Annotated in this window: 20 protein-coding genes; 9 read left to right on the forward strand and 11 right to left on the reverse strand. The window is 65.6% G+C overall.

The window, feature by feature from the left end; genetic code table 11:
• The first annotated feature begins 1 nt into the window (after window position 1).
• Entirely contained in the window at window positions 2-589 is a 588-nt protein-coding gene (locus BJA_RS06005; protein ID WP_011084002.1) for a GNAT family N-acetyltransferase, read from the forward strand.
• A 131-nt stretch (window positions 590-720) separates the two neighbouring features.
• Window positions 721-1374, forward strand: a complete 654-nt coding sequence (locus tag BJA_RS06010; protein WP_011084003.1) for a hypothetical protein — start codon at window positions 721-723, stop codon at window positions 1372-1374.
• A 217-nt stretch (window positions 1375-1591) separates the two neighbouring features.
• Here the strand turns inward: BJA_RS06010 and BJA_RS06015 are convergent, their stop codons facing one another.
• From BJA_RS06015 to BJA_RS06035, 5 genes are all read right to left on the reverse strand, one after another.
• On the reverse strand, window positions 1592-2077 hold the full coding sequence (locus BJA_RS06015) for an ATP synthase subunit b 1 (protein ID WP_011084004.1): 486 nt from the start codon (window positions 2075-2077) through the stop codon (window positions 1592-1594).
• A gap of 5 nt (window positions 2078-2082) precedes the next feature.
• Complete coding sequence (locus BJA_RS06020; RefSeq protein ID WP_011084005.1) at window positions 2083-2646, reverse strand: ATP synthase subunit b 2; 564 nt, start codon at window positions 2644-2646, stop codon at window positions 2083-2085.
• 62 nt (window positions 2647-2708) lie between these two features.
• Window positions 2709-2939 carry a F0F1 ATP synthase subunit C gene (locus BJA_RS06025; RefSeq protein ID WP_007599451.1) on the reverse strand — a complete coding sequence of 77 codons (231 nt, stop codon included), beginning with the start codon at window positions 2937-2939 and terminating at the stop codon, window positions 2709-2711.
• A gap of 53 nt (window positions 2940-2992) precedes the next feature.
• On the reverse strand, window positions 2993-3742 hold the full coding sequence (locus BJA_RS06030) for a F0F1 ATP synthase subunit A (RefSeq protein ID WP_011084006.1): 750 nt from the start codon (window positions 3740-3742) through the stop codon (window positions 2993-2995).
• A gap of 111 nt (window positions 3743-3853) precedes the next feature.
• The gene (locus tag BJA_RS06035) at window positions 3854-4228 is read right to left on the reverse strand and encodes an AtpZ/AtpI family protein (protein ID WP_028173698.1); all 375 of its coding nucleotides are present in this window, start codon (window positions 4226-4228) and stop codon (window positions 3854-3856) included.
• Window positions 4229-4587: 359 nt separating this feature from the next.
• Between BJA_RS06035 and BJA_RS06040 the strand changes: the two genes are divergently transcribed.
• Together BJA_RS06040 and BJA_RS06045 are read left to right on the forward strand one after the other, a co-directional pair.
• Window positions 4588-5109, forward strand: a complete 522-nt coding sequence (locus tag BJA_RS06040) for a hypothetical protein (RefSeq protein WP_028173697.1) — start codon at window positions 4588-4590, stop codon at window positions 5107-5109.
• 162 nt (window positions 5110-5271) lie between these two features.
• On the forward strand, window positions 5272-5745 hold the full coding sequence (locus BJA_RS06045; protein WP_028173696.1) for a secondary thiamine-phosphate synthase enzyme YjbQ: 474 nt from the start codon (window positions 5272-5274) through the stop codon (window positions 5743-5745).
• A gap of 164 nt (window positions 5746-5909) precedes the next feature.
• Here BJA_RS06045 and BJA_RS06050 read toward each other — a convergent pair whose 3' ends face one another.
• The gene (locus BJA_RS06050) at window positions 5910-7535 is read right to left on the reverse strand and encodes an MFS transporter (protein ID WP_171463736.1); all 1626 of its coding nucleotides are present in this window, start codon (window positions 7533-7535) and stop codon (window positions 5910-5912) included.
• Window positions 7536-7880: 345 nt separating this feature from the next.
• Here BJA_RS06050 and BJA_RS06055 point away from each other — a divergent pair, with 345 nt between their 5' ends.
• Complete coding sequence (locus tag BJA_RS06055) at window positions 7881-8552, forward strand: response regulator (protein WP_011084012.1); 672 nt, start codon at window positions 7881-7883, stop codon at window positions 8550-8552.
• Window positions 8553-8557: 5 nt separating this feature from the next.
• On the opposite strand, the gene BJA_RS06060 is transcribed toward BJA_RS06055, so the two are convergent.
• Window positions 8558-11398: an ATP-binding protein gene (locus BJA_RS06060; RefSeq protein WP_011084013.1), complete on the reverse strand. Its 2841-nt coding sequence runs from the start codon at window positions 11396-11398 to the stop codon at window positions 8558-8560.
• Between the two features lie 199 nt (window positions 11399-11597).
• Here BJA_RS06060 and BJA_RS06065 point away from each other — a divergent pair, with 199 nt between their 5' ends.
• From BJA_RS06065 to BJA_RS06075, 3 genes are all read left to right on the forward strand, one after another.
• The gene (locus BJA_RS06065) at window positions 11598-12017 is read left to right on the forward strand and encodes an organic hydroperoxide resistance protein (RefSeq protein WP_011084014.1); all 420 of its coding nucleotides are present in this window, start codon (window positions 11598-11600) and stop codon (window positions 12015-12017) included.
• A 36-nt stretch (window positions 12018-12053) separates the two neighbouring features.
• The gene (locus tag BJA_RS06070; RefSeq protein WP_011084015.1) at window positions 12054-13082 is read left to right on the forward strand and encodes an alpha/beta fold hydrolase; all 1029 of its coding nucleotides are present in this window, start codon (window positions 12054-12056) and stop codon (window positions 13080-13082) included.
• A gap of 72 nt (window positions 13083-13154) precedes the next feature.
• Entirely contained in the window at window positions 13155-13709 is a 555-nt protein-coding gene (locus tag BJA_RS06075) for a cytochrome P460 family protein (protein WP_011084016.1), read from the forward strand.
• A 39-nt stretch (window positions 13710-13748) separates the two neighbouring features.
• Here the strand turns inward: BJA_RS06075 and BJA_RS06080 are convergent, their stop codons facing one another.
• Entirely contained in the window at window positions 13749-17258 is a 3510-nt protein-coding gene (locus BJA_RS06080) for a PAS domain-containing hybrid sensor histidine kinase/response regulator (protein ID WP_011084017.1), read from the reverse strand.
• A gap of 299 nt (window positions 17259-17557) precedes the next feature.
• A complete protein-coding gene (hemA, locus tag BJA_RS06085) occupies window positions 17558-18787 on the reverse strand; it encodes a 5-aminolevulinate synthase (protein WP_011084018.1) in 1230 nt (409 codons plus the stop codon).
• 270 nt (window positions 18788-19057) lie between these two features.
• Between hemA and aroQ the strand changes: the two genes are divergently transcribed.
• A complete protein-coding gene (gene aroQ, locus BJA_RS06090) occupies window positions 19058-19489 on the forward strand; it encodes a type II 3-dehydroquinate dehydratase (protein WP_011084019.1) in 432 nt (143 codons plus the stop codon).
• Window positions 19490-19548: 59 nt separating this feature from the next.
• Here the strand turns inward: aroQ and BJA_RS06095 are convergent, their stop codons facing one another.
• Window positions 19549-20610, reverse strand: a complete 1062-nt coding sequence (locus BJA_RS06095) for an MBL fold metallo-hydrolase (protein ID WP_011084020.1) — start codon at window positions 20608-20610, stop codon at window positions 19549-19551.
• A 219-nt stretch (window positions 20611-20829) separates the two neighbouring features.
• On the reverse strand, window positions 20830-22983 hold the full coding sequence (locus BJA_RS06100; RefSeq protein ID WP_011084021.1) for a methyl-accepting chemotaxis protein: 2154 nt from the start codon (window positions 22981-22983) through the stop codon (window positions 20830-20832).
• Window positions 22984-23006 lie beyond the last annotated feature (23 nt).

The raw sequence follows: 23006 nt of genomic DNA on the forward strand, positions 1-23006 counted from the left end.
CATGGCCCTCTTTCGCCTGCCATCCAGTGGACCCGCCGCCCTCGCGCCGCGCGGCAACGGGCTTTTGCTGCGCGCACCGCAGATGTCGGACTTCCTGCAATGGGCTCACTTGCGCGAGTCCAGCCGCGACTACCTGACGCCCTGGGAGCCGATCTGGCCGTCGGACGATCTGACGCGCTCCGGCTTTCGCCGCCGCCTGCGCCGCTATTCCGAGGATATCGCCGCGGACCGCTCCTACCCCTTTCTGATCTTCCGTGAGCTCGACGGCGCCATGGTCGGCGGCATAACGCTCGCCAATGTCCGGCGCGGCATCGTCCAGGCCGGCACCATCGGCTATTGGGTCGGCCAGCCCCACGCCCATCGCGGCTACATGACGGCTGCGCTGCGGGTGCTGCTGCCGACGCTGTTCGGCGAACTCAACCTGCACCGGGTCGAGGCTGCCTGCATCCCCACCAATGCACCGTCGATCCGGGTGCTGGAGAAGTGCGGCTTCTCCCGGGAAGGGCTGGCGCGCCGCTATCTCTGCATCAACGGGGTCTGGCAGGACCATTTGCTGTTCGGTCTGCTGCACGAGGATTTCCGCGGCTGAGCCGGTCGGTTCGTACGGCCAAAGTCTCCGGCGTCCTGCCTTTTGCTGCCTTGGGTTCGCCGATTTTGGCGATATAACGCGGCGGGAAGGCTGGCGATCGGCCGGATTGTTGTCATGGAGTATGGGCGTTGATGGTGCACGAGCTTCGGTCATCGCGGAATGCGTTGCGGCGGGGGACAGCGGTCGCGCTGGCGTTGTCGGTTGCGTTCGCGTCCGTCTCGCCGGTGGCGGCCCAGTCGTTGAGCGACCGCTTCAAGAGCCTGTTCGGCGGCAAGTCCGACGAGCCGGCCCAGCCCAAGCCGGCGCCTGCGCCCGGACAGCCGGCCGACGACGATGTCGATTGCCCGCAGGTCACGGTGCGCGCCGGCGCCTCTACCTATGCGGTCGGAGCCACCGGCAAGCCGGCCGTCGGCAATGAGGTCCGCTTCCAGGCCACCATCACCAAGATGGCGCGTGAATGCGTGCGCAACGGCGGCGACATCACAGCCCGGATCGGCGTCCAGGGCCGCGTCATCGCCGGTCCCGCCGGCGCGCCTGCTAGCGTCGAGGTTCCGCTGCGCGTCGCGGTGGTGCAGGGCGGCGTCGGCGAGAAGGTAATCGCCTCGAAGGCCTATCGGACCACGGTCGGGATGTCGGAAGGCGGCAGCGTGCCCTTCACCTTTGTCGCCGAAGATCTGTCCTATCCGATCCCGTCGGCCGCGACCGCCGATTCCTACGTCTTCTACGTCGGCTTCGACCCGCAGGCGCTGTCGCCCGAGCCGAAGGCAAAGCCGAAGAAGAAGTAGGGTCTCGATCTCGGCTGGCACCGCAATTTCAGCTGTCATCACCCGCGAAAGCGGGTGATCCAGTATTCCAGAGACGTCAGCGGTCTACGGAAGGGCCGCGGCGTACTGGATGCCCCGCCTTCGCGGGGCATGACATCCAATTTGCGGCCACGGCGCCCGACAAACAAAAAAGCCGGCGCTCATCGCGCCGGCTTTTTGATTGATGAGGCGTTCGCGCTCAGTTCAGCTTCTGCCGAACTTCGCTGATGCTCTTGGCGAGCAGGTCGTCGGCGACCTGGCCCTTGACCGACTGCGACAGGATCGTGGAGGCGGCCTGGACGGCGGCTTCCGCGGCTGCGGCACGGACATCGGCCACCGCCTGGGCCTCGGCGAGCGCGATCTTGCTCTCCGCGGTCTTGGTTCTGCGGGCCACGAAGTCTTCCATCTTCGCCTTGGCCTCGGTCGCGATGCGCTCGGCTTCGACCTTGGCGTTGGCGATGATGTCGGCAGCCTCGCGCTCGGCCGTGGCACTGCGCGCCTTGTAGTCGGCGAGCACCTTGGCCGCCTCCTGCTTGAGGCGCGTCGCGTCGTCGAGCTCGGCCTTGATGCGCGCGGCGCGATGGTCGAGCGCGGTCATCGCAGACTTGAAGACCCCGAGATAGCCGAACACGACCATCAGGATCACGAAGGCGATGGCGACCCAGGTTTCAGGATCGAAGAACATCTCGATTAACCTTTCAGGGACGCATCGACCGCGGCATTCACTGACGCGGCATCGGGAACGACGCCGGTGAGCTGCTGCACGATCTGGCCTGCCGCATCGGCCGCGATGCCGCGGACGTTGCTCATGGCGGCTGTGCGGGTCGAGGCGATGGTCTTCTCCGCCCCGGCGAGCTTGGCCGCCAGCTGCTCTTCCAGGGCCTTGCGCTCGGTTTCCGCCTGCGCATTCGCCTTGTCGCGGGATTCATTGCCGATCGCCTGCGCCCGCGAACGCGCCGAAGCGAGTTCGCTTTCATAGGCCTTCAGCGCCGCGTCGGACTGGTCCCTCAGCGTCTGCGCCTCGGCGAGGTCACCCTCGATCTTGTTCTGACGCGCTTCGATCGCCCCGCCGACCTTCGGCAGAGCGAGCTTGGACACGATCACGTAAAGCACGACGAAGAAGATCGCGAGCGACACCAGCTGCGAAGCATAAGTGCTGCTCTCGAACGGCGGAAAGCCGCCACCGTGACCGCCTTCGGCCCCGGTGTGGGCGCCCGCCGCTGGACCCTTCGCCCCGCCATGACTCTCAGCCATGGAGTACTCCTGTTGCTGTCATGCGCGCCGCTTCGGTCGAAGCGGCGCGAAGAACGTCGTCCTCAGAGCGGAACGAACAGCAGCAGCAGCGCGATCAGCAGCGAGAAAATGCCGAGCGCTTCGGTCACGGCGAAGCCGAAGATCAGGTTGCCGAACTGGCCCTGAGCGGCCGAGGGGTTGCGAACGGCCGCGGCGAGGTAGTTGCCGAAGATCACGCCCACGCCGACGCCCGCACCGCCCATGCCGATGCATGCGATGCCCGCGCCGATAAGTTTTGCTGCTGCCGGATCCATTTTAGACTCCTTGGAAGAAAGATTGGGTTGTGGGTGGAAATTCCCCGGACCGCTCAGTGTCCCGGATGAATGGCGTCGTTGAGGTAGATGCAGGTCAGGATCGCAAACACATAGGCTTGCAGGAACGCGACCAGAATCTCGAGGGCGTACAGCGCGACCGTGAGCGCCAGCGGCAGCACGCCGCCGACCCAGCCGAGGGCGCCGAGCGAGAAGCCGAGCATGGCGACGAAGCCCGCGAACACCTTCAGCGCGATGTGGCCGGCCAGCATGTTGGCGAAGAGACGGACGCTGTGGGAGACCGGCCGCAGGAAGAACGACAGGATCTCGATGAACATCACCAGCGGCAGGATATAACCGGGGACGCCGTGGGGCACGAAGATCGAGAAGAATTTCAGGCCGTTCTTGGCAACGCCGTAGATCAGGACCGTGAAGAAGACCAGCAGCGCCAGGGCTGCCGTCACAATCAGATGGCTCGAGATCGTGAAGGTATAGGGAATGATGCCGATCAGGTTCGAGACGCAGATGAACATGAACAACGAGAAGATCAGCGGGAAGAACTTCATGCCTTCCGAGCCGGCGGTCGAACGGATGGTCGACGCGACGAACTCGTAGGAGATCTCGGCGACCGACTGAAGGCGCCCGGGAACCAGCTGCGCACCGCTGGCAAGCATCAGCAGCGAGATGATCGCCACGGCGATCAGCATGTAGAGCGATGAATTGGTGAAGGCGATCGTCTGATGGCCGATATGGCCGATCGTGAAGAGAGGCTCGATGTTGAACTGGTGGATCGGGTCGATTTTCATCAGCGCGGCATCTCTTGGTCTGCCGGGCAATGCCGGCGGGTCTCGGTCTGCCGGCCGGGCCGGCCCGTACCGGCAAAGCCGGCACGATCATTCCTCTCCTGAGCGGATCGCTTAAGAACCGCCGCGCCTGTTTTGACCTGCCCCTGCCGTTCTCACCACATTCACCACGCCGGCGACGAAGCCCAGCAGCAGGAACACGATAAATCCGAAAGGCGACGTCGACAGCAAGCGGTCGAAACCCCAGCCAATCCCCGCTCCGACGACGACCCCGGCGACCAACTCCGAAGATAACCGGAAACCAAGCGCCATCGCCGAGGCTCTGGCCGCTCTGTCTCCATCGTCACCTGCGGGTTGCTCGGTCTTGACGTGGCGGCCGCGAAGTTCGGACAACCGCTGATCAAGATTTCCGAGCCGTTCGGAAAGCGCAGCTTCCTCGGGCGATCTATCGCGATCTCCATTCTCGCCGTGTCCCGTGCCCTGTGTCATGCAACGAAGACCCGAAACGCCGCGGCTGAATGGAAATTACGCCCGCCACCCTCAAAAGCCGCGCGGACCATACTGATGGCCCATAATCAAGTCAAGCCAAGTCACGATTGCGTCGCTTTCCGTTATGTGTCTGATTTATTTGACGATATCGGCGCACGCGGCAGCGCTGCACACAGCGTGACGCCGCACCGCAGCAGCTCGTCTCATGATCGGTGGATGCGGTCGCCATTTCGCCGTGCTGCCGGGATCAAACGGGCGGCCGTAATCGTTGATTCCGGGCGAGTGTTTTTGGCGGCGGATGGCCTTGCCGGGGTGTAGAATTGCAGATGTGCCACCTGCGCGGCGTGGCGGAGAGTGCGATGAGACCAGCGACGTCGTCCACAACATCATGGCTTTCGGCAGCGGCGCTGGCCGCGGTGATGGCCAGCAGCGGCGGTCTCGTTGCCGCGCAATCCGCGCCCGACGGCGAAAACGGCCGCTACAGCATGACGCCGATCCCCGAGGGCGTGCTGCGGCTCGACACCCGCACCGGCACGGTGTCGACCTGCACCAAGAACGGCGCCGGCTGGGCCTGCTACGCGGTGCCCGACGAGCGTGCCGCGCTCGACGCCGAGATCGGCCGGCTCCAGACCGAAGTCGAGAAGCTGAAGGGACAGCTCGCGGCGGGACCGACCGTGTCGGGCAAGATCGACGAGGCGCTGCCGAAATCCGACCCGCTCAAGAAAGCCGATCCGAAGGTCGCCGAGGGCGACCGCAAGATCGAGATCCCGCTGCCGAGCGACCAGGACGTCGATCGTGTGATGTCGTTCCTGGAAAAGGCCTGGCGTCGGCTGATCGACATGGCCAACCGCGTGCAGAAGGACGTGTCGGGGAGGATCTGAGTTTGTCGTCCTGGCGAAAGCCAGGACACATACGGCGCGGCCTCTCGGTTCATTCTCGAAGCGCGTTGCCACCTTTTGCCGTCACGCGCATTCGGGGTAATGGGTCCTGGCTCCCGTGCGCAATTGCGCACTAGGCCAGGACGACGTTACGAGAGAACCTCCATGACATCAGCCAGATCCGTAACCCGCTCGGCGCCATCCTCGGTGCAAGCCACCATTATCTCATCGTCGCTGCTCACCGTGGAGACGCAGGGGCGCGGCTTCACGGACCTGACCCGCGAAGCAGCGGCGTTCATTGCCGAGGCCCGCGCGCGCGAGGGCGCGCTGACGCTGTTCATCCGTCACACCTCGGCCTCGCTGACGATCCAGGAAAACGCCGATCCCTCCGTGCTGGTTGATCTCACCACCGCGCTGTCCAGGCTCGCGCCGGAGAACGCCGGCTGGACCCACGACACCGAGGGGCCGGACGACATGCCCGGACATATCAAGACCATGCTGACGCAGACCTCGCTTCAGGTCCCGGTCCTGAACGGCAGGCTCGCGCTTGGCACCTGGCAGGCGATCTATCTGATCGAGCATCGCGCCCGCCCGCACCGGCGCGAGGTGGTGCTGCAATTCATCGGCGCCAATCAGTAGAGCGTTTTCGAGCGAAGTGGATCCCGGTTCGCGTAAAGAAAACGCGTCAAAACAAGAATCGAGAACTTCGGTTCTGTTTCCAATCAGAACCGAAGCTCTCGGCCCAAAGCAAAACCGGCCGCGGAGACCGCGGCCGGTTGGTGTTGGTTGATCGTTGCTTGCGATCAGGTCGCCTTGATGTCCACGTCCTTGGTCTCGGGCAGGAACAGGAAGCCGATCACGACGGTGATGGACGCGAAGATGACCGGATACCAGAGACCCGCGTAGATATCGCCGGTCGAGGCCACGATGGCGAAGGCGGTCGCCGGCAGCAGGCCGCCGAACCAGCCGTTGCCGATGTGGTAGGGCAGTGACATCGAGGTGTAGCGGATGCGGGTCGGGAACAATTCGACCAGCATCGCGGCGATCGGGCCGTACACCATGGTGACGAAGATCACGAGGATGAACAGCAGTCCGATGGTCGCGGCCACCTGCGGACGGAAGATGTCGAACGGATGCGCCATCTTCACGATGCCGGCGTCGCCGGTCTTCGGATAGCCGGCGGCCTGCACGGCGGCGAGAACCGCAGGATTGCTGTCCTTGGCGTTCGCGTAGGCAACTTCCTTGCCGTTGACCATCACCTTCACGCCGGAACCGGCCGCACCCGATGTCGTCGAATACTTGACCGACGACTGGGCGAGGAAGGCGCGTGCGGTGTCGCAAGGCGCGGTGAAGACGCGGGTACCGACCGGGTTGAACAGGTCGCCGCAACCCGCGGGATCGGCCACCACCTCGACCTTGGCCTGCTCGATGGCCTTTTCCAGCGCCGGGTTGGCGTTGGAGGTGATCATCTTGAAGATCGGGAAGAAGGTCAGTGCCGCGATCAGGCAGCCGCCGAGGATGATCGGCTTGCGGCCGATCTTGTCGGAGAGCATGCCGAACACGATGAAGAAGCCGGTGCCGAGCAGCAGCGACCAGGCGATCAGGAGGTTGGCGGTGTAGCCGTCGACCTTCAGGATCGATTGCAGGAAGAACAGCGCGTAGAACTGGCCGGTGTACCAGACCACGCCCTGGCCCATCACGCCGCCGAGCAGCGCGAGCAGCACCAGCTTGCCGTTCTGCCAGTTGCCGAAGGCTTCCGTCAGCGGCGCCTTCGAACTCTTCCCCTCGTCCTTCATCTTCTGGAAGATCGGCGATTCGTTGAGGCGGAGCCGGATCCAGACCGAGATGCCGAGCAGCAGCACCGAGACCAGGAACGGGATGCGCCAGCCCCAGGCCGCGAAGTCGGCTTCGCCGATCGCGGAGCGGGTGAACAGGATCACCAGCAGCGACAGGAACAGGCCGAGCGTTGCCGTGGTCTGGATGAAGGAGGTGTAGTAGCCGCGCTTGCCGTTGGGGGCATGCTCCGCGACATAGGTCGCCGCACCGCCATATTCACCGCCGAGCGCGAGACCCTGGGCAAGGCGCAGCGCGATCAGGATGATCGGGGCCGCGATGCCGATCGTCGCCGCATTCGGCAGCAGGCCGACGATGAAGGTCGACAGACCCATGATCAGGATGGTGACGAGGAAGGTGTATTTCCGGCCGACGATGTCGCCGATGCGGCCGAACACGATCGCGCCGAACGGGCGCACCAGGAAGCCCGCGGCGAATGCCAGCAGCGCGAAGATATCGCGGGTTGCCGGCGGGTAGGCCGAGAAGAACTGCGCGCCGATAATGCTGGCCAGCGAGCCGTAAAGGTAAAAATCGTACCACTCGAAGACGGTACCCAGCGAGGAGGCGAGAATGACGAACCGTTCGTCCTTCGTCATCCCTCCCACGCCAGCTTGAGACACAGCCATTGTCGACATGTTGAGTCGCTCCCCGAAAAATGCGTTTCCTCGCGCCCCAGACGCCCGGTCATGCCGGATCAACCCAGGTCTTGGCTCCAAGGTAACATCGGCGTGAAACCCGCCCCAATACGACTTTCGGCCTTGCGCGCTGACGCGCGCCTGACGGCGCGGTATCGGGCGCCGCTGCGCAGCCGCGAAGACTTCCGGATTAACCCCTTTGCAGCAAAGGGATAATGTGCACTTGCATGCCACGGCCGGTCAGGGAAGAATTGGCCAGCCGCGGCATCGACTCGCCAGCCGGTAGCGAATGACAGCAAGAGAACGATGAACGCTCCCTCGACCCATCTCGTCATTGCCGATGATCATCCCCTGTTCCGCGATGCGCTGCGGCAGGCGGTGGCGAGCGTCCTGACCTCGGCCAGGATCGACGAGGCCGGATCGTTCGAGGATCTGACCAAGCTGCTGGAGCAGACCTCCGACGTCGACCTGATCCTGCTCGATCTGTCGATGCCCGGGATCTCCGGCTTTTCCGGCCTGATCTATCTGCGCGCGCAATATCCGGCGATCCCGGTGGTGATCGTCTCGGCCTCCGACGACAGCGCCACGATCCGCCGCTCGCTCGATTTCGGCGCTTCCGGTTTCATCCCGAAGCGTTTCGGCGTCGAGACGCTGCGCGACGCCATCCTCAAGGTGATGGAGGGGGACGTCTGGGTTCCCGCCGACACCGACTTGTCGGCCGCCACGGACCCCGACATGACGCGCCTGCGCGACCGCCTGGTGACGCTGACGCCGCAGCAGGTCCGGGTCCTGATGATGCTGTCGGAGGGACTGCTCAACAAGCAGATCGCCTACGAGCTCGGCGTCTCCGAGGCGACCATCAAGGCGCATGTCTCGGCGATCCTGCAAAAGCTCGGGGTCGAGAGCCGGACCCAGGCCGTGATTGCGGCGGCGAGGATCGCCGGCGGCCAGTGGAAGCAGGGCACGTCGACGGGGTGAGCCCGCTACAGTGTGGCCAGGAGTGCGCTGGCCGCCCTGATATCCACCGTCTCGGAACCTTCGACGAAGCCTTCGAGCGCCGCCTGGAGCAATAGCTTTGCGTTCTCGCGGCCGTGCCGTTCGGCAAGCAGCTGCACAAGATCAATCGCCGCTCGCAGCTCCCAGGCTTTCGCAGCCTTGCCCCGGCTGAGCTCCAGCGACTGCATGAGGCAGGTCTCCGCTTCCCCGGTTTTCGGCTCCGGGAGCGACAGCAACACCTTGGCCCTCATGCGCAGCAATTCGGGCATATAGAGATGATCGCCGCCTTGCTCGACGAGGCGGATTGCGTCGTCGATCAGGCGCGCACTTTGCGCGACCTGCCCGAGCGCCAGAAGGCCATGAACCAGTGCGATGTTGAATGTCGTGGTAAGCAGCTCGTAACCGGCATCGTGAAGCTCGCGCAAGCAGGCCCGTATCGTCTCGACACCGCCGGCGGCATCGCCGCGCCGGATCGCCAGTTCGCCTTTGACGCCGCGGCCGACCGAGAGATAAGGGCCCATCGAACGCGAGGTGGCATGCGCGATGAAGTGGTCGATGCTCTCTTCCGCATCGTCGAGCTCGCCGCTCCAGAGATCGATCGAGACCAGCCATATCAGCGCGATGCAGAGCGTGATCGGATGGTCCATCTGGGCGGCTTCGGTGACCGTCTGTCGCGCAAGCTGCCGCGCATCCCCGGGCCGGCCCTGCAGCCAAAGCTCTCGCGCGAGCGAGATGCCGGCCCGGTTGCGGTGATCGAAGCCATGGACCGTGCTGGTCCGTTCGGTACCCGGACCCTGCCAGGCAGCCTCCAGCATGTTCAGTGCGTCGCGGTGCTCGCCGGCCAGATGCAGCGAGACACCCAGGAGCGAATGGGCCAGTCCGAGGGACGCGGCATCGCCCAGCGTTTCGGCGACTGTGAGGCTCTGCCGTGCGTAACCAAGCGCGGCATCGAACTGCCCCATCCGCTCGTGGAAGATGTGCATGCGGCCGAGCAGCTGAAGCTGGTTCGGCGCGTCGCCGCGCGCCTCCGCGATCGCAAGGCTTCTGCTCAATGCGCCGCGCGCCGCTTCGCTGCCGCCGCGCGTGAACATCAGGGTCAGTCCCAGGGCGGCCTGGATGTGCATTTCCTCGGCGCCGCCGCGCGTGGACGGATCGATCGCAAGCAGCGCCCGTTCCGACCAGCGCCGGCATTCGATCAGCAGTGACATTGCGAGAAAGATGGGAGCTGCCGCAGCGGCGAGCGCAATGCCGATGCATGCATCGCCGTTCGCGCCAAAACACCAGTCCAGCGCGGCGCGCACGTTGTGGAGCGCGGAGAAGTGGACTGCGCGTTCGTCGGCGCTCGGCACCGTTGCCCATGTCGTGCCGGCCTGTTCCAGCCATCGCCGGTAGTAGGTCGCGTGGCGGGCGGCGAGCGCCGCGTCGTCAGGCTCGATTTCGAGCAGATAGGCGCGCGTCGTGTCGAGCAGCCGGTAGCGCATCATGGCGCCGATCGGTCGCGGAGCGACCATCGACTTGGCGACGAGGCTGTCGATGGCGTCGAACAGGCGGGCGCGGTCGACACGGTCGTCCGGCACGACCTCGAGCGCCGCGTCGATGGTGAAATGGCCGGCGAAGACCGCGAGCCTGCGCAGCACGAGGCGCTCGGTGCCGGACAGCAGCCCGTAGCTCCAGTCCAGCGTCGCCTGCAATGTCTTCTGCCGCGGCGGCGCGGTGCGCTGCCCCTGCCACAGCAGATTGAGGCGTTCGTCGAGCAGCGCCGCCGTCTGCTCCAGGCCGTAGGCTTCGACCCGGCCGGCAGCGAGCTCGATCGCCAGGGCCATGCCGTCGAGCCTGCGGCAGATGCCCGCGACGATCGCTGCATTGCCATCGTCGAGCGCGATCTGCGCGCCGCCGGCGGTCGCCCGTTCGAGGAACAGCTGAAGCGCGGGATAGGTCTGTGCGACGGCCGCCGTCAGTCCGGCATCGTCAGGCGGAACGGCAAGCGGCGCCAATCGATAGACCTGCTCGCCCTCGACGCGCAGGGCTTCGCGGCTCGTGGCCAGGATATGGACATGCGGCGCGGCGTGGAAGATCTCCGCCGCCAGCGGCGCTGCGGCGGCGATGACGTGCTCGCAATTGTCGAGGATCAGCAGCATCCTCTTGTCCCGGAGATGCGCGAGCAGCGCGGGCAGCGGGTCGTCAGTCTGGGCTGGCAGACCCAGCATCAGCAGGATCGAGGTGATCACGAGATCGGGATCGCTGAGCGCAGCAAGATCAACAAAGTGCGCGGCGTCGGCGAAGGTCTCGAGCAGGTCGTGAGCGACCGCCACCGCAACGGCGGTCTTGCCGACGCCGCCCGGGCCGACGATCGTGACGAAATGCGAGGTAATGAGCTTGTCCGAGATGGCCGCGACCACTTCGTCGCGTCCGACCATCCGCTGCAGCCGGTTCGGCAGTTTCACGGGCGGCAGTTCCATCCGCGGCGCGGGGCGCCGCTCTGCCGGAACATCCGTTTGCGAGATCGGCGCCACGAAGCAATAGCCGCGGCCGGAGAGCGTGGTGATGTAGCGGGCGCCGTCCTTGCCGTCGCCGAGGACCTTGCGAAGCGCTGCGACATGAAAGCGCAGATTGGCCTCCTCGACGGCCATGCCGGGCCACACCAGCGCCATCAGGTCCCACTTGCTGACGACCTCGTTCGGCCGCGACATCAGCGCGATCAGCGTGTCGAAGGCTTTCGTGCCGAGCGGCAGGGCGACGCCGTCGCGCGTCACGAGCCTTTCATGCGGTATCACGGTGAATGGCCCGAACGACAGGGGTCCTGCCGTAGGCGCAGCCGGCTCAGTCATGGCGAGATCTTGGTCCTTGCGAATGGACCGGATAGCCAGATGATTGCGATCCGGCAAGGCCGCTCCCGCATCGGCGTCAGACCGCGCATGCAGGCCTCATGAGGCACGCAGGCGGAGATCTCACAATTTCTCACAAGTCCAAACGGGTGTCCTGCGACAGCCGCTGCTAGTCAGTTGCGCGACGGCAAGGAGACCTTTCATGACGCAAGCGGCGAAACTGCTCTACACGGCCCGAACCCACACCGGCGGTGGGCGGCAGGACGGCATGTCCCGCAGTTCGGACGGCCGCCTCGATGTGCGGCTCTCTCCGCCGGGCGGCGCCGGCATCGGCACCAACCCCGAACAGTTGTTCGCGGCCGGCTGGTCGGCCTGCTTCGAAGGCGCCATGGAGATCGCGGCGCGCAAGCGGAAGATCACGCTTCCCAGGAAATGCGCAATCGATGCGGAGATCGACCTCCTTCTCGATGAGGGCGCTTACTCCCTCCGGGCGCGCCTCAATGTCAGCCTGCCGGGCCTCGATCGCGAGGTCGCACGCGACATCGTCGATGAGGCACACCAGACCTGCCCCTATTCCAAGGCCGTCCGCGGCAACATCGATGTCGCGGTCGCGCTGACCTGACGAACCATCTCCGACCATCAACAAGGTAGCACCATCATGAAGCAGCTCATCGACCAGCATCGCCGCAAGTTTTTTGGCGTCGCCGCCGGAACCGTTGCCGCCGGTCTTGGCGTAATCGAACTCGCCCGCGCTGAAACGGAAGCGCCGCGATCCCTCGCATCGAATGCGTCCTTTGGCACGATCAAGCAGATCGATGCCGGCGTCCTCAATGTCGGCTATGCCGAGGCTGGCCCGTCGAACGGTCCCGTCGCGATCCTGCTGCACGGCTGGCCCTACGACATTCATGCCTTCGTCGATGTCGCGCCGATCCTGGCAAAGGCCGGCTATCGCGTGATCATTCCTTATCTGCGCGGCTACGGCACGACGCACTTCCTCTCCAGCGAGACGCCGCGCAATGGCGAGCCGGCCGCAATGGCCGTCGACATCATCGCGCTGATGGACAAGCTCGACATCAAGAAGGCGGTCGTCGCCGGCTTCGACTGGGGTGCGCGCACCGCCGACATCATCGCCGCGCTGTGGCCGGAGCGCTGCCGCGCGCTGGTGTCGGTCAGCGGCTATCTGATCTCCAGCCAGGCTGCCGGCAGCGCGCCGCTGCCGCCGTCGGCCGAGCTGCAATGGTGGTATCAGTTCTATTTCGCGACCGAGCGCGGCCGCGCCGGATACGAGAAGTACACGCACGATTTCGCAAAGCTGATCTGGAAGCTCGCCTCGCCGCAGTGGAAGTTCGACGACGCCACCTTCGACCGCAGCGCCGCGGCGCTCGACAACAAGGATCACGTCGCGATCACGATCCACAATTACCGCTGGCGGCTCGGGCTCGCCAAGGGCGAAGCGAAATACGAGGAGCTTGAAAAGAAGCTCGCGGCGGCCCCGCTGATCAGCGTGCCGACGATCACGATGGAAGGCGACGCCAACGGTGCGCCGCACCCCGACCCCAGCATCTATGCCAAGAAATTCTCCGGCCGGTACGACTATCGCCTGATCACCGGCGGCGTCGGCCACAATCTGCCGCAGGAGGCACCGCAGGCCTTTGCCAAGGCCGTCATCGATGCCGACGGCGCCTGAGGATCCGCCAGCACCTCGGTCCGGCCGGGCCGGACCGAGGTTCATCCGTTGATCCCAGCTTGATGAAACGTCATGACGCCAACTGAACCTGCAAAGAAAAGATTCTCCTTCCCCACGGTGATCGTGCTTGCCGCGCTTCTTCTGGTCGTTCTCCTGACCTGTGTGCCGTACCTCGTCTCGATCGCGCTCGCGGAGGGCCCCGCGACGGCAGATGCCTCGCCGATCTTCGGGGTCACGATTCCCGCGGGCTACAGGCAATGGGAGCTGGTCGCGCCGGCCGAAGAGGCCGCGCCGCTCGACGAGCTTCGCGCGGTCGTCGGCAACCAGGTGGCAGTCGACGCCTATCAAGCCGGAAAGCTTCCGTTCCCGGATGGCACCATTCTGGTCAAGCGCGCCTGGAAGCGGAAACAGTCACCGGAATTCGCATCCGCGACGATTCCCGGCGCTGCTACCACGATCCAGGTGATGGTCAAGGATCCCAGGAAATATGCCTCAACCGGCGGCTGGGGCTTTGGCCGCTTCGTCAACGGCAAGCCGGTCGACGAGGCCCAGCACCGCACCTGCTTCGCCTGCCACGAGGCTCGCGCCAAGAGCCGCGATTATGTCTTCACGCGGCTTGCGCCGTAAGTTGCGACGGCGTGCCTGGCATTCGCCAACGGGCTTCTCTCACTCCGCCGCCACCATCTGCTGCGTGCGCCACTGGCCGAGCAGGGCGCGCAGCGAGGCCGGCTTCACCGGCTTGTTCAGCACCGCGATCTTCTCGTCGCGCGCCGCCAGCTGCACGGCGGGGCTGCGATCGGCGGTGATCAGGATCGCAGGAATGGCGTCGCCGAAGCGGCGGCGGATGTCGCGGATCGCGGCGATGCCGTTGCCGCGATCGAGGTGATAGTCGACCAGCAGCCCGGTGACGCGCTTGCCCGCACCTTCGATCGCCGCGATCGCGCCTTCGGGATCGGCGACCGCGATCACCTCGGCGTCCCAGGCCTTCAACAGCGTGCGCATGCCGTCGAGGATCGCCGCATCGTTCTCGATGCAGACGATCAGCGCACCCGCGATCGGCGTACGCGCCAGCGGCGTCGCGCTGGTCACCGCGGCGGTGAGGGTGATCGCCTTCGCCGTCGGCACCGTCACCGAGAATACCGAGCCGCCGCTCGCATTGGCGTCGATGGCGATGCCGTGGTTGAGCACGCGCGCCAGCCGTTCGACGATCGACAGGCCAAGGCCGAGGCCGCGTGCGATCCGCGCGCCCTGCTCGAGGCGGTGGAACTCCTTGAAGATCTCGCCGCGCTTGACCGTGGGGATGCCGACGCCGGTGTCGTAGACGCAGATCTTGAGCGAGGCGCCGCGGCGGCGGCAGCCGACCAGCACGCGGCCGCGCGGGGTGTATTTGATCGCGTTGGAGATCAGGTTCTGGAGCAGGCGCCGCAGCAGGAGCCGGTCCGACTCGACCGGCAGCGAGCAGGGCACGAAGGTGAGATCGAGGCCCTTGGCGCGCGCGATCGGTGCGAACTCGATCTCCAGCGAGCGCATCAGATCGGCCATCTTGAAGCTCGAGATCGAGGTCGCCATCGCGCCGGCGTCGAGCCTGGAGATGTCGAGCAGCGCGCCGAGGATCTCCTCGATGGCTTGCAGGGATTCGTCGATGTTCTCGACCAGCCGGGTTTCCTCGCCGCTGTGCTGGCGTTCGACCAGGCTGGTGACGTAGAGCCGCGCCGCGTTGAGCGGCTGGAGAATGTCGTGACTGGCGGCGGCGAGGAAGCGTGTCTTGGAGATGCTGGCGTCTTCCGCCGTGCTCTTGGCCAGCGCCAGCTCGGAGTTCAGCCGGGTCAGCTCTTCCGTGCGGTCGCGTACGCGCTTTTCCAGCGTCGCGTTGGCGCGCTCCAGCGCTTCCGCGGCCTCGAATGTGGGCGTGACGTCGGTGAAGGTGATGACGAAGCCGCTGCCGGGCATGCGGTTGGTGAGCACCTCGATCACCATATGGCGGTCCGGCAGGCGCTCGAGATAGGGCTCGCTGTCGATGGTATAGGCGGCAAGCCGCCGCTCCAGCATGGCCTCGCGCTCGATCGGGTCGGCCGGATTGCTCACGTCCATGAATTCCAGGATTTCGCGAAGCGGCGTGCCGAACTGGATGAAATGCGGGGGAACGTTGAGGAGATCGCCGAACTGCCGGTTGGAGCAGATCAGCTGCAGGTCGGCGTCGAACACTGCGATGCCCTGGCGCACATGGTTGAGCGCGGTCTGCAGGATCTCGCGGTTGAAATGCAGCGCCGCATGGGAATCGTCGAGCAGCTTCAGCGCGGCTTTGGCGGAGACCGTCCGCTTGCGCAGCAGCAGCGACATCACGAGGCGCGAGGAAGCAGCTCCGATCGAGGAGGCGATCAGGTGCTCGGCGTGCTGGAGCAGCTCGAAATCGGCGGGCGCCGCCGGCTCGAGCCGCACATTGCGACGGGCCGAGAAGGCCTCGAACGAATGCCGGGCGCGGTCGGGCCCGAGATATTGCGCGACCGTGGTCTGGATGTCCTGCACGGTGACGGTGGTGCGCCAGCGGCGGAAATTCGGGGAGATCGGCGCGAGCGTGTTGGGCACGAACAGATCGGCCTGCACCAGCTCGATGGACGAAGGCCGCCGTGCCAACGACAGCAGCACATAGGTGAGGATGTTGAGCGACAGCGACCAGATGACGCCATGCATCAGCGGCGGCAGGTCGGCGCCGAACAGCGCCTGCGGCCGCAGCACCTCGATCCCGAACGGGCCGTGCTGGAGCAGCAGGATGCCTGCGGTCGAGGAATCCATGAAGCTCGGAATGAACAGCGTGTAGAGCCACACCGCGAAGCCGACCAGCATGCCGCCGATCGCGCCGCGCGCGGTCGCCCGCCGCCACAGCAGCCCACCGAAGAAGCTCGGCGCGAGCTGGGCGATGGCGGCAAAGGACAAGAGGCCGATCGCTGCGAGCTGGGTATTGCCGAGCGCGCGGTAGTAGAAATAGGCCATCACCATGATGGCGAAGATCGCGAGCCGCCGCGAGCGCAGCAGGAAGTCGCTGAAATCGGCGCCGCCGGTGCGCCCCTCCGGCCGCCGTTGCAGCACCAGCGGCACCACGAGGTCGTTGGAGACCATGATGGAAAGCGCGACGCATTCGACGATCACCATCGCGGTCGCCGCTGACAGGCCGCCGACGAAGATGGCGACGCTGAGCAGATCCGCGCCGCCCGCCATCGGCAGCGCCAGCACGTACATATCAGGATCGGCCGTGCCGAACGGAAAGCTGACGAGGCCGGCGATCGCGATCGGGATCACGAACAGATTGATGGCGACGAGATAGAGCGGGAACAGCCAGCGCGCGCGGCCGACCTCGGCATCGGAGGAATTCTCCACCACGCTGACATGGAACTGGCGCGGCAGCAGCATGACCGCGCACAGCGACAGCAGCGTCATGGTCAGGAAGTTGCCGATCGACGGCGAGTAGTTGATGGCGCGCACCGCCTCCGGCGTCTTCATCGCGCGCTCGATCAATTCATGCGGCGAGAACATCCAGAATGTGACGAAGATGCCGGCGGCGAGAAAGGCGACCAGCTTGACGATGGATTCGGTCGCGACCGCCAGCATCAGGCCGTGCTGGTGCTCGGTGGCGTCGGTCTGCCGCGTGCCGAACAGCACGGCGAAGGCCGCCATCGCCAGCGTCACCATCAACGCCATGTCGCCAAGGATCGGGATGTGGGAGAAGGCCTGATCCTCGCTCAGGATCGTCTCCAGCGAGGAGGCGACCGCCTTGAGCTGGAGCGCGATGTAGGGCACCGAGCCGATGATGGCGATCAGCGCCACGGTCGCCGCCACCGCCTGGCTCTTGCCGTAGCGGGCGCCGATGAAGTCGGCGATCGAGGTGATGTTGTGGGCCTTGGCGAGCTGGATCACGCGGCGCAGCACGCCGGCACCGAGGCCGATCATCAGGATCGGGCCGACATAGATGGCGAGGAAGTCGGTCGAGGTGCGGGTGGCGAAGCCAACCGAGCCGAAGAAGGTCCAGGAGGTGCAGTAGATCGCCAGCGACAGCGGATAGATCAGGCCGGAGGCGCGGCCTGGCCCGGCCGGCGAGCGGCGGTCGCCGTGGCTCGCCACCAGGAACAGGAAGCCGATATAGCCAAAGGCGGCGGCAATCACGCCCCAGTCGTGCAGCATGGCGAGCGTGCTTCTCCCTGGGCGCGACGGCGCCCGGTCTCATTTTCCCTGCAAATCTAGCGCGTTGGACGAGGCGAGGCGACAGCGAAATGCCCGGAAGGGGCGGGAACTGGCGTCGTCGTTAAGCCGTAGGGCGAGCTGCCTGCTCTCCCTCGCCCCGCTTGCGGGGAGAGGGTGGGGTGAGGGGGGCTCTCCGCGGGGACGGTGGCAGCTGGACTCGCGGAGACTCCCCCTCACCCGGATCGCATCTGGCGATGCGATCCGGCCTCTCCCGCAAGCGGGGAGAGGCGAAGAAAAACCTACTCCGCCGCCAGCGACTTTTGCTTGAGCGGCAGGCCGAGGCGGTCCCACACTTGCAACAGGGCTTCGGCGAGCTGATCGATCAGGCCGTCATCGTGATAGGGCGAGGGCGTGATGCGCAGGCGCTCGGAGCCCTTGGCGACGGTCGGATAGTTGATCGGCTGGATGTAGATGCCGTGCTCTTCGAGCAGCAGGTCGGAGGCCTGCTTGCACTTCTCGGCATCGCCGATGAACAGCGGCACGATGTGGGTGTCGCTCGACATCACCGGGAGACCGGCGGCGTTGAGGATCGCCTTGACGCGGGCGGCGCGGTCCTGGTGGCGCTCGCGCTCCCAGCTCGAGGTCTTCAGGTGCTTGATCGCGGCGGTCGCGGCCGAGCAGATCGCCGGCGGCAGCGCGGTGGTGAAGATGAAGCCCGGCGCATAGGAGCGCACGGCGTCGATGATCTGGCCGTTGGCGGCGATGTAGCCGCCGAGGCAGCCGAACGCCTTGGCCAGCGTGCCTTCGAGAATGTCGATGCGATGCATGACGCCGTCACGCTCGGCGATGCCGCCGCCGCGCGGGCCGTACATGCCGACCGCGTGGACTTCGTCGACATAGGTCATCGCGTTATATTTCTCGGCGAGATCGCAGATCTTGGCGAGCGGAGCGACGTCGCCGTCCATGGAATAGAGGCTCTCGCAGGCGATCAGCTTCGGCCGGTTCGCACCCGCCGCCTTCAACAGCGCTTCGAGGTCGGCGAGATCGTTGTGGCGGAACACTTGCCGCTCGCAGCCGGACTGGCGGATGCCCTCGATCATTGAATTGTGGTTGAGCTCGTCCGACAGGATCAGGCAGTTCGGAATGAGCTTTGCGATGGTCGCGATGCCGGTCTGGTTCGAGACATAGCCCGAGGTGAACAGCAGCGCGGCTTCCTTGCCGTGGAGATCGGCGAGCTCGGCCTCGAGCTGCACCAGCGGATGATGCGTGCCGGCGATGTTGCGGGTGCCGCCCGCGCCGGTGCCGACGCGCGTTGCGGTCTCGACCATGGCGCCGACGACCTTCGGATGCTGACCCATGCCGAGATAGTCGTTGGAGCACCAGATCACGACGTCGCGCTTGCCCTTGGGCGAGTGCCAGATCGCATGCGGAAATCGGCCCGCCATGCGTTCCAGATCGGCGAACACGCGGTAACGCCGTTCAGTGTGGAGGCGATCGAGGGCGGAATTAAAGAACTGGCTGTAATCCATCGGCAAACCTGCAACGGAACCTGACCAAGGGGCGCATCTTCTTAGAGCTTTTCCAGCTCCAATGTCTATGCGCTATCCCACATTTGGCCCTGGAGGGCATTTGGGCAAAATGCCCTATCGTGCGATTTGAAACTTGATCCCGATCAAAGAACTCACCGGCTTGTGTAATGCTGCTTTGCGGTAAGTACCGGGAGGGGCCGACATGGCAGCCTGGGGCTGCCTGGGCTCGGCAACACAATTCAGCAGATTATCATTCGAAAGGACCCTCCCATGAAGCGCGTGATGATCCTCAACGGTCCCAACCTCAACATGCTCGGCATCCGCGAGCCGCACATCTACGGCACCACGACGCTCGCAGAGGTCAATGCGAGCTGCGAGGAAGCCGCCGCGAAGCTCGGGCTCAAGCTCGCCTTCCACCAGTCCAACCATGAAGGCGTGCTGGTCGACCTGATCCAGTCGGCGCGGCAGGACGCCGATGCGATCGTCATCAACCCGGCCGGCCTGTCCTTCACCTCGGTCTCGATCATGGACGCGATCAAGACATTCGAAGGCCCGGTGCTGGAAGTCCACATCTCCAACATCCACGCCCGTGACGAATATCACCGGCACTCGAAGATCTCGTTCGTGGCGACCGGCGTGATCTGCGGGCTGGGGCCGTTCGGCTACATCGCGGCGCTGCACGCGATTGCGAATATGAAGTGAAATGCTGCCGCAGCGACGGTCTGCTCCCTCGCTCCGCTTGCGGGGAGAGGCGAAAAAAATCACGTCGTCCGAAACTGCAGCACGCCGTCCTTGGTCTCCGCCGTCAGCCGGCCCTCGACGATCATGTAGTTGACGTGGGCGACCAGTTCGCCGGCGGCAAAACCCATCTGGTGTTCGTCCAGCACGTGCTTGTTGAACACCACGGGCACCAAGGCGCGCGAAGTCTGCGGCACCTCGCGGCAGGCTTCCGCGATCAGGCGGCAGCGCTCCTCGTGGTGGTCGGCGAGCTGCTTGATGCGGGTCTTGAGCCCGTAGAACGGCACGCCGTGGCCGGGCAGCACCAGCAAATCATAGGGCAGCGTCGTGGTGAGGCTGGCGAGCGAAGCCAGATATTCGCCGAGCGAGTTCTGGTCGGGCTCGACCGCCCAGACGCTCACATTCGGCGAGATCTTGCTCAGCACCTGGTCGGCGGAGAGGAACAGCTTGTCGTCGGCGCAATACAGCATCACCTGGTCGAGCGCATGGCCGCCGCCGGTGATCACCTTGAAGCGGCGCGTGCCAATCACGACGTCGTCGCCATGCGAGATGCGGCGGTAGGACGGCGGCAGCACCGAGACGCGCTTGAGATAGTCCTGGCCGCGGCCGAGCAGCTTTTCGGTGAGCGACTCGTCCATGCCGTGGCGGCGGAAGAACAGCCGCTGCGCTTCGCGTCGCTCCTCGGTGCCGCGATTCTGGTGATAGACCGATTGCAGATATTCGACCTGCGACATCACCAGCGGGCAGTTGAACCGCTCGACGATCCACCCCGCAAGCCCGACATGATCGGGGTGGGAGTGAGTGACGATCAGGCGCGTGATGTTGACGCCCTTGAGCGGGCCGTCGAACAGCTTCGTCCAGGCCTCGATCGTCTCCTCGTTGCCGAAGCCGGCGTCGACCATGGCGTAACCGTCGCCGTCGGCGAGCAGGTAGATGTTCACATGGTTGAGGCGGAACGGCAGCTTCAGCCGCGCCCACAACACGCCGGGCTTCACCTCCACGACCTCGTCGGGGCCGGGATGCTGGTCCCAGGGATAACGCAGGGCCTCCGCGGAGGACTGCACGGTGTCGGTCTTCGCGTTCATGCTACCGACTTAAACCCGCCGGGCGCGCCGCGCCAGCCGAAAAAGGACGCGGGGGTGGCTCGCATAGCGGTCATTCCGCGCCGGATTTTTCCGTGACCCGGATGGAGCGCAGCCCAAAAATGCCGGTCATTCCGGGGTGCGCGTGAGCGCGAACCCGGAATCTGGAGGTCGTCGCGCGAGATTCCGGGTTCGGCGCTTAGCGCCGCCCCGGAATGACAATCAGGCCGCTCGCATGCTGTTGAGGAACGCGTCGATCTCCCCGCGCAGCAGGTCGGCCTCGCGGCGCAGTGCGTCGGAGGCGCCCAGCACCTCGCTCGCCGCAGCGCCGGCTTCGGCGGAGGCGGTGGAGACGCCGACGATGTTGCTGGAAACCTCGCTGGTGCCGCCGGCGGCATGCTGGATGTTGCGCGCGATCTCGCGGGTCGCCGCGCCCTGTTCCTCGACAGCCGCAGCGATCGTCGTGGTGACGTCGTTGATCTCGCCGATGATCCGGCCGATGCCCTGGATGGCGCCGACCGCCGAAGTCGTCACGTCCTGCATGCTGGCGATCTGGGTGCGGATCTCCTCGGTCGCCTTCGCGGTCTGGCTCGCGAGGCTCTTCACCTCGGAGGCGACCACCGCGAAGCCGCGGCCGGCCTCGCCCGCGCGTGCCGCCTCGATGGTGGCGTTGAGCGCGAGCAGATTGGTCTGCGAGGCGATGGTCTGGATCAAATCGACCACGACGCTGATACGGCTCGCGCTGTCGGCGAGGCTCTGCACCGTGGCGTCGGTCGCGCCGGCTTCGTCCACGGCCTTCTTGGCGATCCCGGCCGAGGTGACCACCTGGCGGCTGATTTCGGCGATCGAGGACGACAGCTGCTCGGTGCCTGACGACACGGTCTGCACGTTGACCGAGGTCTCTTCGGCCGCGGAGGCGACCGCGTTGACCAGCGCGTTGGACTGGTCGGCGGTGGTCGACATGCTCTGCGCGGTCGATTGCATCGAATTGGCGGACTGCGCCAGATTGTCCAGCGCGGAGCGCACCGTGCTTTCGAATTCGGCGATCTTCGCCTCGATGCGCGCGGCACGCTCGGCCTTGGCGACGCGGTCCTTGTCCTGTTCGCTCGCGAGCGCGCGGGCCTCGACCATGCTATCGCGGAACACGGTCAGCGTGTCGGTCATCGTGCCGATCTCGTCATTGTGCTTGGTACGCGCGATCTCGGTGTCGAGATCGCCGGCCGAGAGTGACTGCATGGCGCGCTGGAGGCCAGTGATCCGGCGCAGGATGTTGCGGCCGACATAGAGCCAGACGAACAGCGCCGAGCCGACCAGCATCAGCGCGCCCAGCGCCAGCATGACCGACGTCGCGAGCGAGATCTCCTGCCGCGCCTGGAAGGTCGACGCGTTGGTCTCCTTCTGCACGCCGTCGACGAGCTGCTGCACGCTGATGCCGAGGCCGACGTTGAGCTTACGCGTCTCGTCCAGGATGGTCTGGCCGTAGTCGATGGAGTCGAGCTCTTTCTCGCGCAGATTGAACACGCCGGTCTTGCCGGTGCCGAGCGCGAGCAGCTTTTCCGCCGTCGCGCGCAGCATCTTGTTGCCCTGATTGTCCGACAGCAGATCGAGGTTCGACCGCAGGCGTCCTTGTGCCGTCTTGAATTCCTTCTGGATGTCATCGAGCTTGTCGCTCGTGTTCGCCGACAGCGCCGCGCTCATGTCGGCGGCTGCGAGATTGCCGCTGGCGACGACGTTGCCGAGCTGGCCGACGGTCTGCGCGGCTTCGGTGGCATCTTCGGCCGACAGGTTGGCCGAGCCGAGAATGGCGTTGACCCGGGTCTGCGCGTCCAGCATTGCCGGACTGGCCGCGCCCACGAAGGCGCCCTGGGCGCTGCGCAGCGCGTCATATTGCTTGTCGTGCAGGGCGGCAATGTCCAGCCGTTCGCGGGCGGCCTTGGCCAGGCTCTGGGCCGCCTCGTTGATGCTCTTCATCGTCTCGCTGAGTCCGGAGACGACGGCCTTGTCGCCGCCGAGCTCGATGATCTCGTTGAGTTTCTGCTGCGTCTGCTCCTGCAATTCCCTGAGCTTCTTGGTGCGCTCGTTCAGGGCGTCCTCGCTTTGAGCCGCAAGCAGGGCGGGTCCCTGTGCCGCAAGGCTCGCGCTCAGGGCCGACAATTGCAGGCTGGCGGCGAGGCGCGGAATGTCCCGCCCGCTCAGTTCTGTCATGCGTCCGCCGAGATTTTGCAGCGCCAGGCCGGCGCCGGCCGCGATCACGAGGCCCATGCCCGCGATCACCGCGAAGGCGGTGAACAGGCTGCCGCGCACGCCCCATGTCGGCATCTTGAAACGAGGTCTCAAACGGCCAAGCAAACGGCCAACGCCCAGACGGATCGCCATCGAACTTCCCCCACGCTCTTGCT

The sequence above is a fragment of the Bradyrhizobium diazoefficiens USDA 110 genome (genome assembly GCF_000011365.1).
In the GTDB taxonomy this organism is placed as follows: Bacteria; Pseudomonadota; Alphaproteobacteria; order Rhizobiales; family Xanthobacteraceae; genus Bradyrhizobium; species Bradyrhizobium diazoefficiens.

Excerpts from the sequence above, each read along its gene's own strand:
- BJA_RS06005 (WP_011084002.1), top strand. The coding sequence starts at position 2 with ATGGCCCTCTTTCGCCTGCCATCCAGTGGACCCGCCGCCCTCGCGCCG.
- BJA_RS06010 (WP_011084003.1), top strand. The coding sequence starts at position 721 with ATGGTGCACGAGCTTCGGTCATCGCGGAATGCGTTGCGGCGGGGGACA.
- BJA_RS06015 (WP_011084004.1), bottom strand. The coding sequence starts at position 2,077 with ATGTTCTTCGATCCTGAAACCTGGGTCGCCATCGCCTTCGTGATCCTG.
- BJA_RS06020 (WP_011084005.1), bottom strand. The coding sequence starts at position 2,646 with ATGGCTGAGAGTCATGGCGGGGCGAAGGGTCCAGCGGCGGGCGCCCAC.
- BJA_RS06025 (WP_007599451.1), bottom strand. The coding sequence starts at position 2,939 with ATGGATCCGGCAGCAGCAAAACTTATCGGCGCGGGCATCGCATGCATC.
- BJA_RS06030 (WP_011084006.1), bottom strand. The coding sequence starts at position 3,742 with ATGAAAATCGACCCGATCCACCAGTTCAACATCGAGCCTCTCTTCACG.
- BJA_RS06035 (WP_028173698.1), bottom strand. The coding sequence starts at position 4,228 with ATGACACAGGGCACGGGACACGGCGAGAATGGAGATCGCGATAGATCG.
- BJA_RS06040 (WP_028173697.1), top strand. The coding sequence starts at position 4,588 with ATGAGACCAGCGACGTCGTCCACAACATCATGGCTTTCGGCAGCGGCG.
- BJA_RS06045 (WP_028173696.1), top strand. The coding sequence starts at position 5,272 with ATGACATCAGCCAGATCCGTAACCCGCTCGGCGCCATCCTCGGTGCAA.
- BJA_RS06050 (WP_171463736.1), bottom strand. The coding sequence starts at position 7,535 with ATGACGAAGGACGAACGGTTCGTCATTCTCGCCTCCTCGCTGGGTACC.
- BJA_RS06055 (WP_011084012.1), top strand. The coding sequence starts at position 7,881 with ATGAACGCTCCCTCGACCCATCTCGTCATTGCCGATGATCATCCCCTG.
- BJA_RS06060 (WP_011084013.1), bottom strand. The coding sequence starts at position 11,398 with ATGACTGAGCCGGCTGCGCCTACGGCAGGACCCCTGTCGTTCGGGCCA.
- BJA_RS06065 (WP_011084014.1), top strand. The coding sequence starts at position 11,598 with ATGACGCAAGCGGCGAAACTGCTCTACACGGCCCGAACCCACACCGGC.
- BJA_RS06070 (WP_011084015.1), top strand. The coding sequence starts at position 12,054 with ATGAAGCAGCTCATCGACCAGCATCGCCGCAAGTTTTTTGGCGTCGCC.
- BJA_RS06075 (WP_011084016.1), top strand. The coding sequence starts at position 13,155 with ATGACGCCAACTGAACCTGCAAAGAAAAGATTCTCCTTCCCCACGGTG.
- BJA_RS06080 (WP_011084017.1), bottom strand. The coding sequence starts at position 17,258 with ATGCTGCACGACTGGGGCGTGATTGCCGCCGCCTTTGGCTATATCGGC.
- hemA (WP_011084018.1), bottom strand. The coding sequence starts at position 18,787 with ATGGATTACAGCCAGTTCTTTAATTCCGCCCTCGATCGCCTCCACACT.
- aroQ (WP_011084019.1), top strand. The coding sequence starts at position 19,058 with ATGAAGCGCGTGATGATCCTCAACGGTCCCAACCTCAACATGCTCGGC.
- BJA_RS06095 (WP_011084020.1), bottom strand. The coding sequence starts at position 20,610 with ATGAACGCGAAGACCGACACCGTGCAGTCCTCCGCGGAGGCCCTGCGT.
- BJA_RS06100 (WP_011084021.1), bottom strand. The coding sequence starts at position 22,983 with ATGGCGATCCGTCTGGGCGTTGGCCGTTTGCTTGGCCGTTTGAGACCT.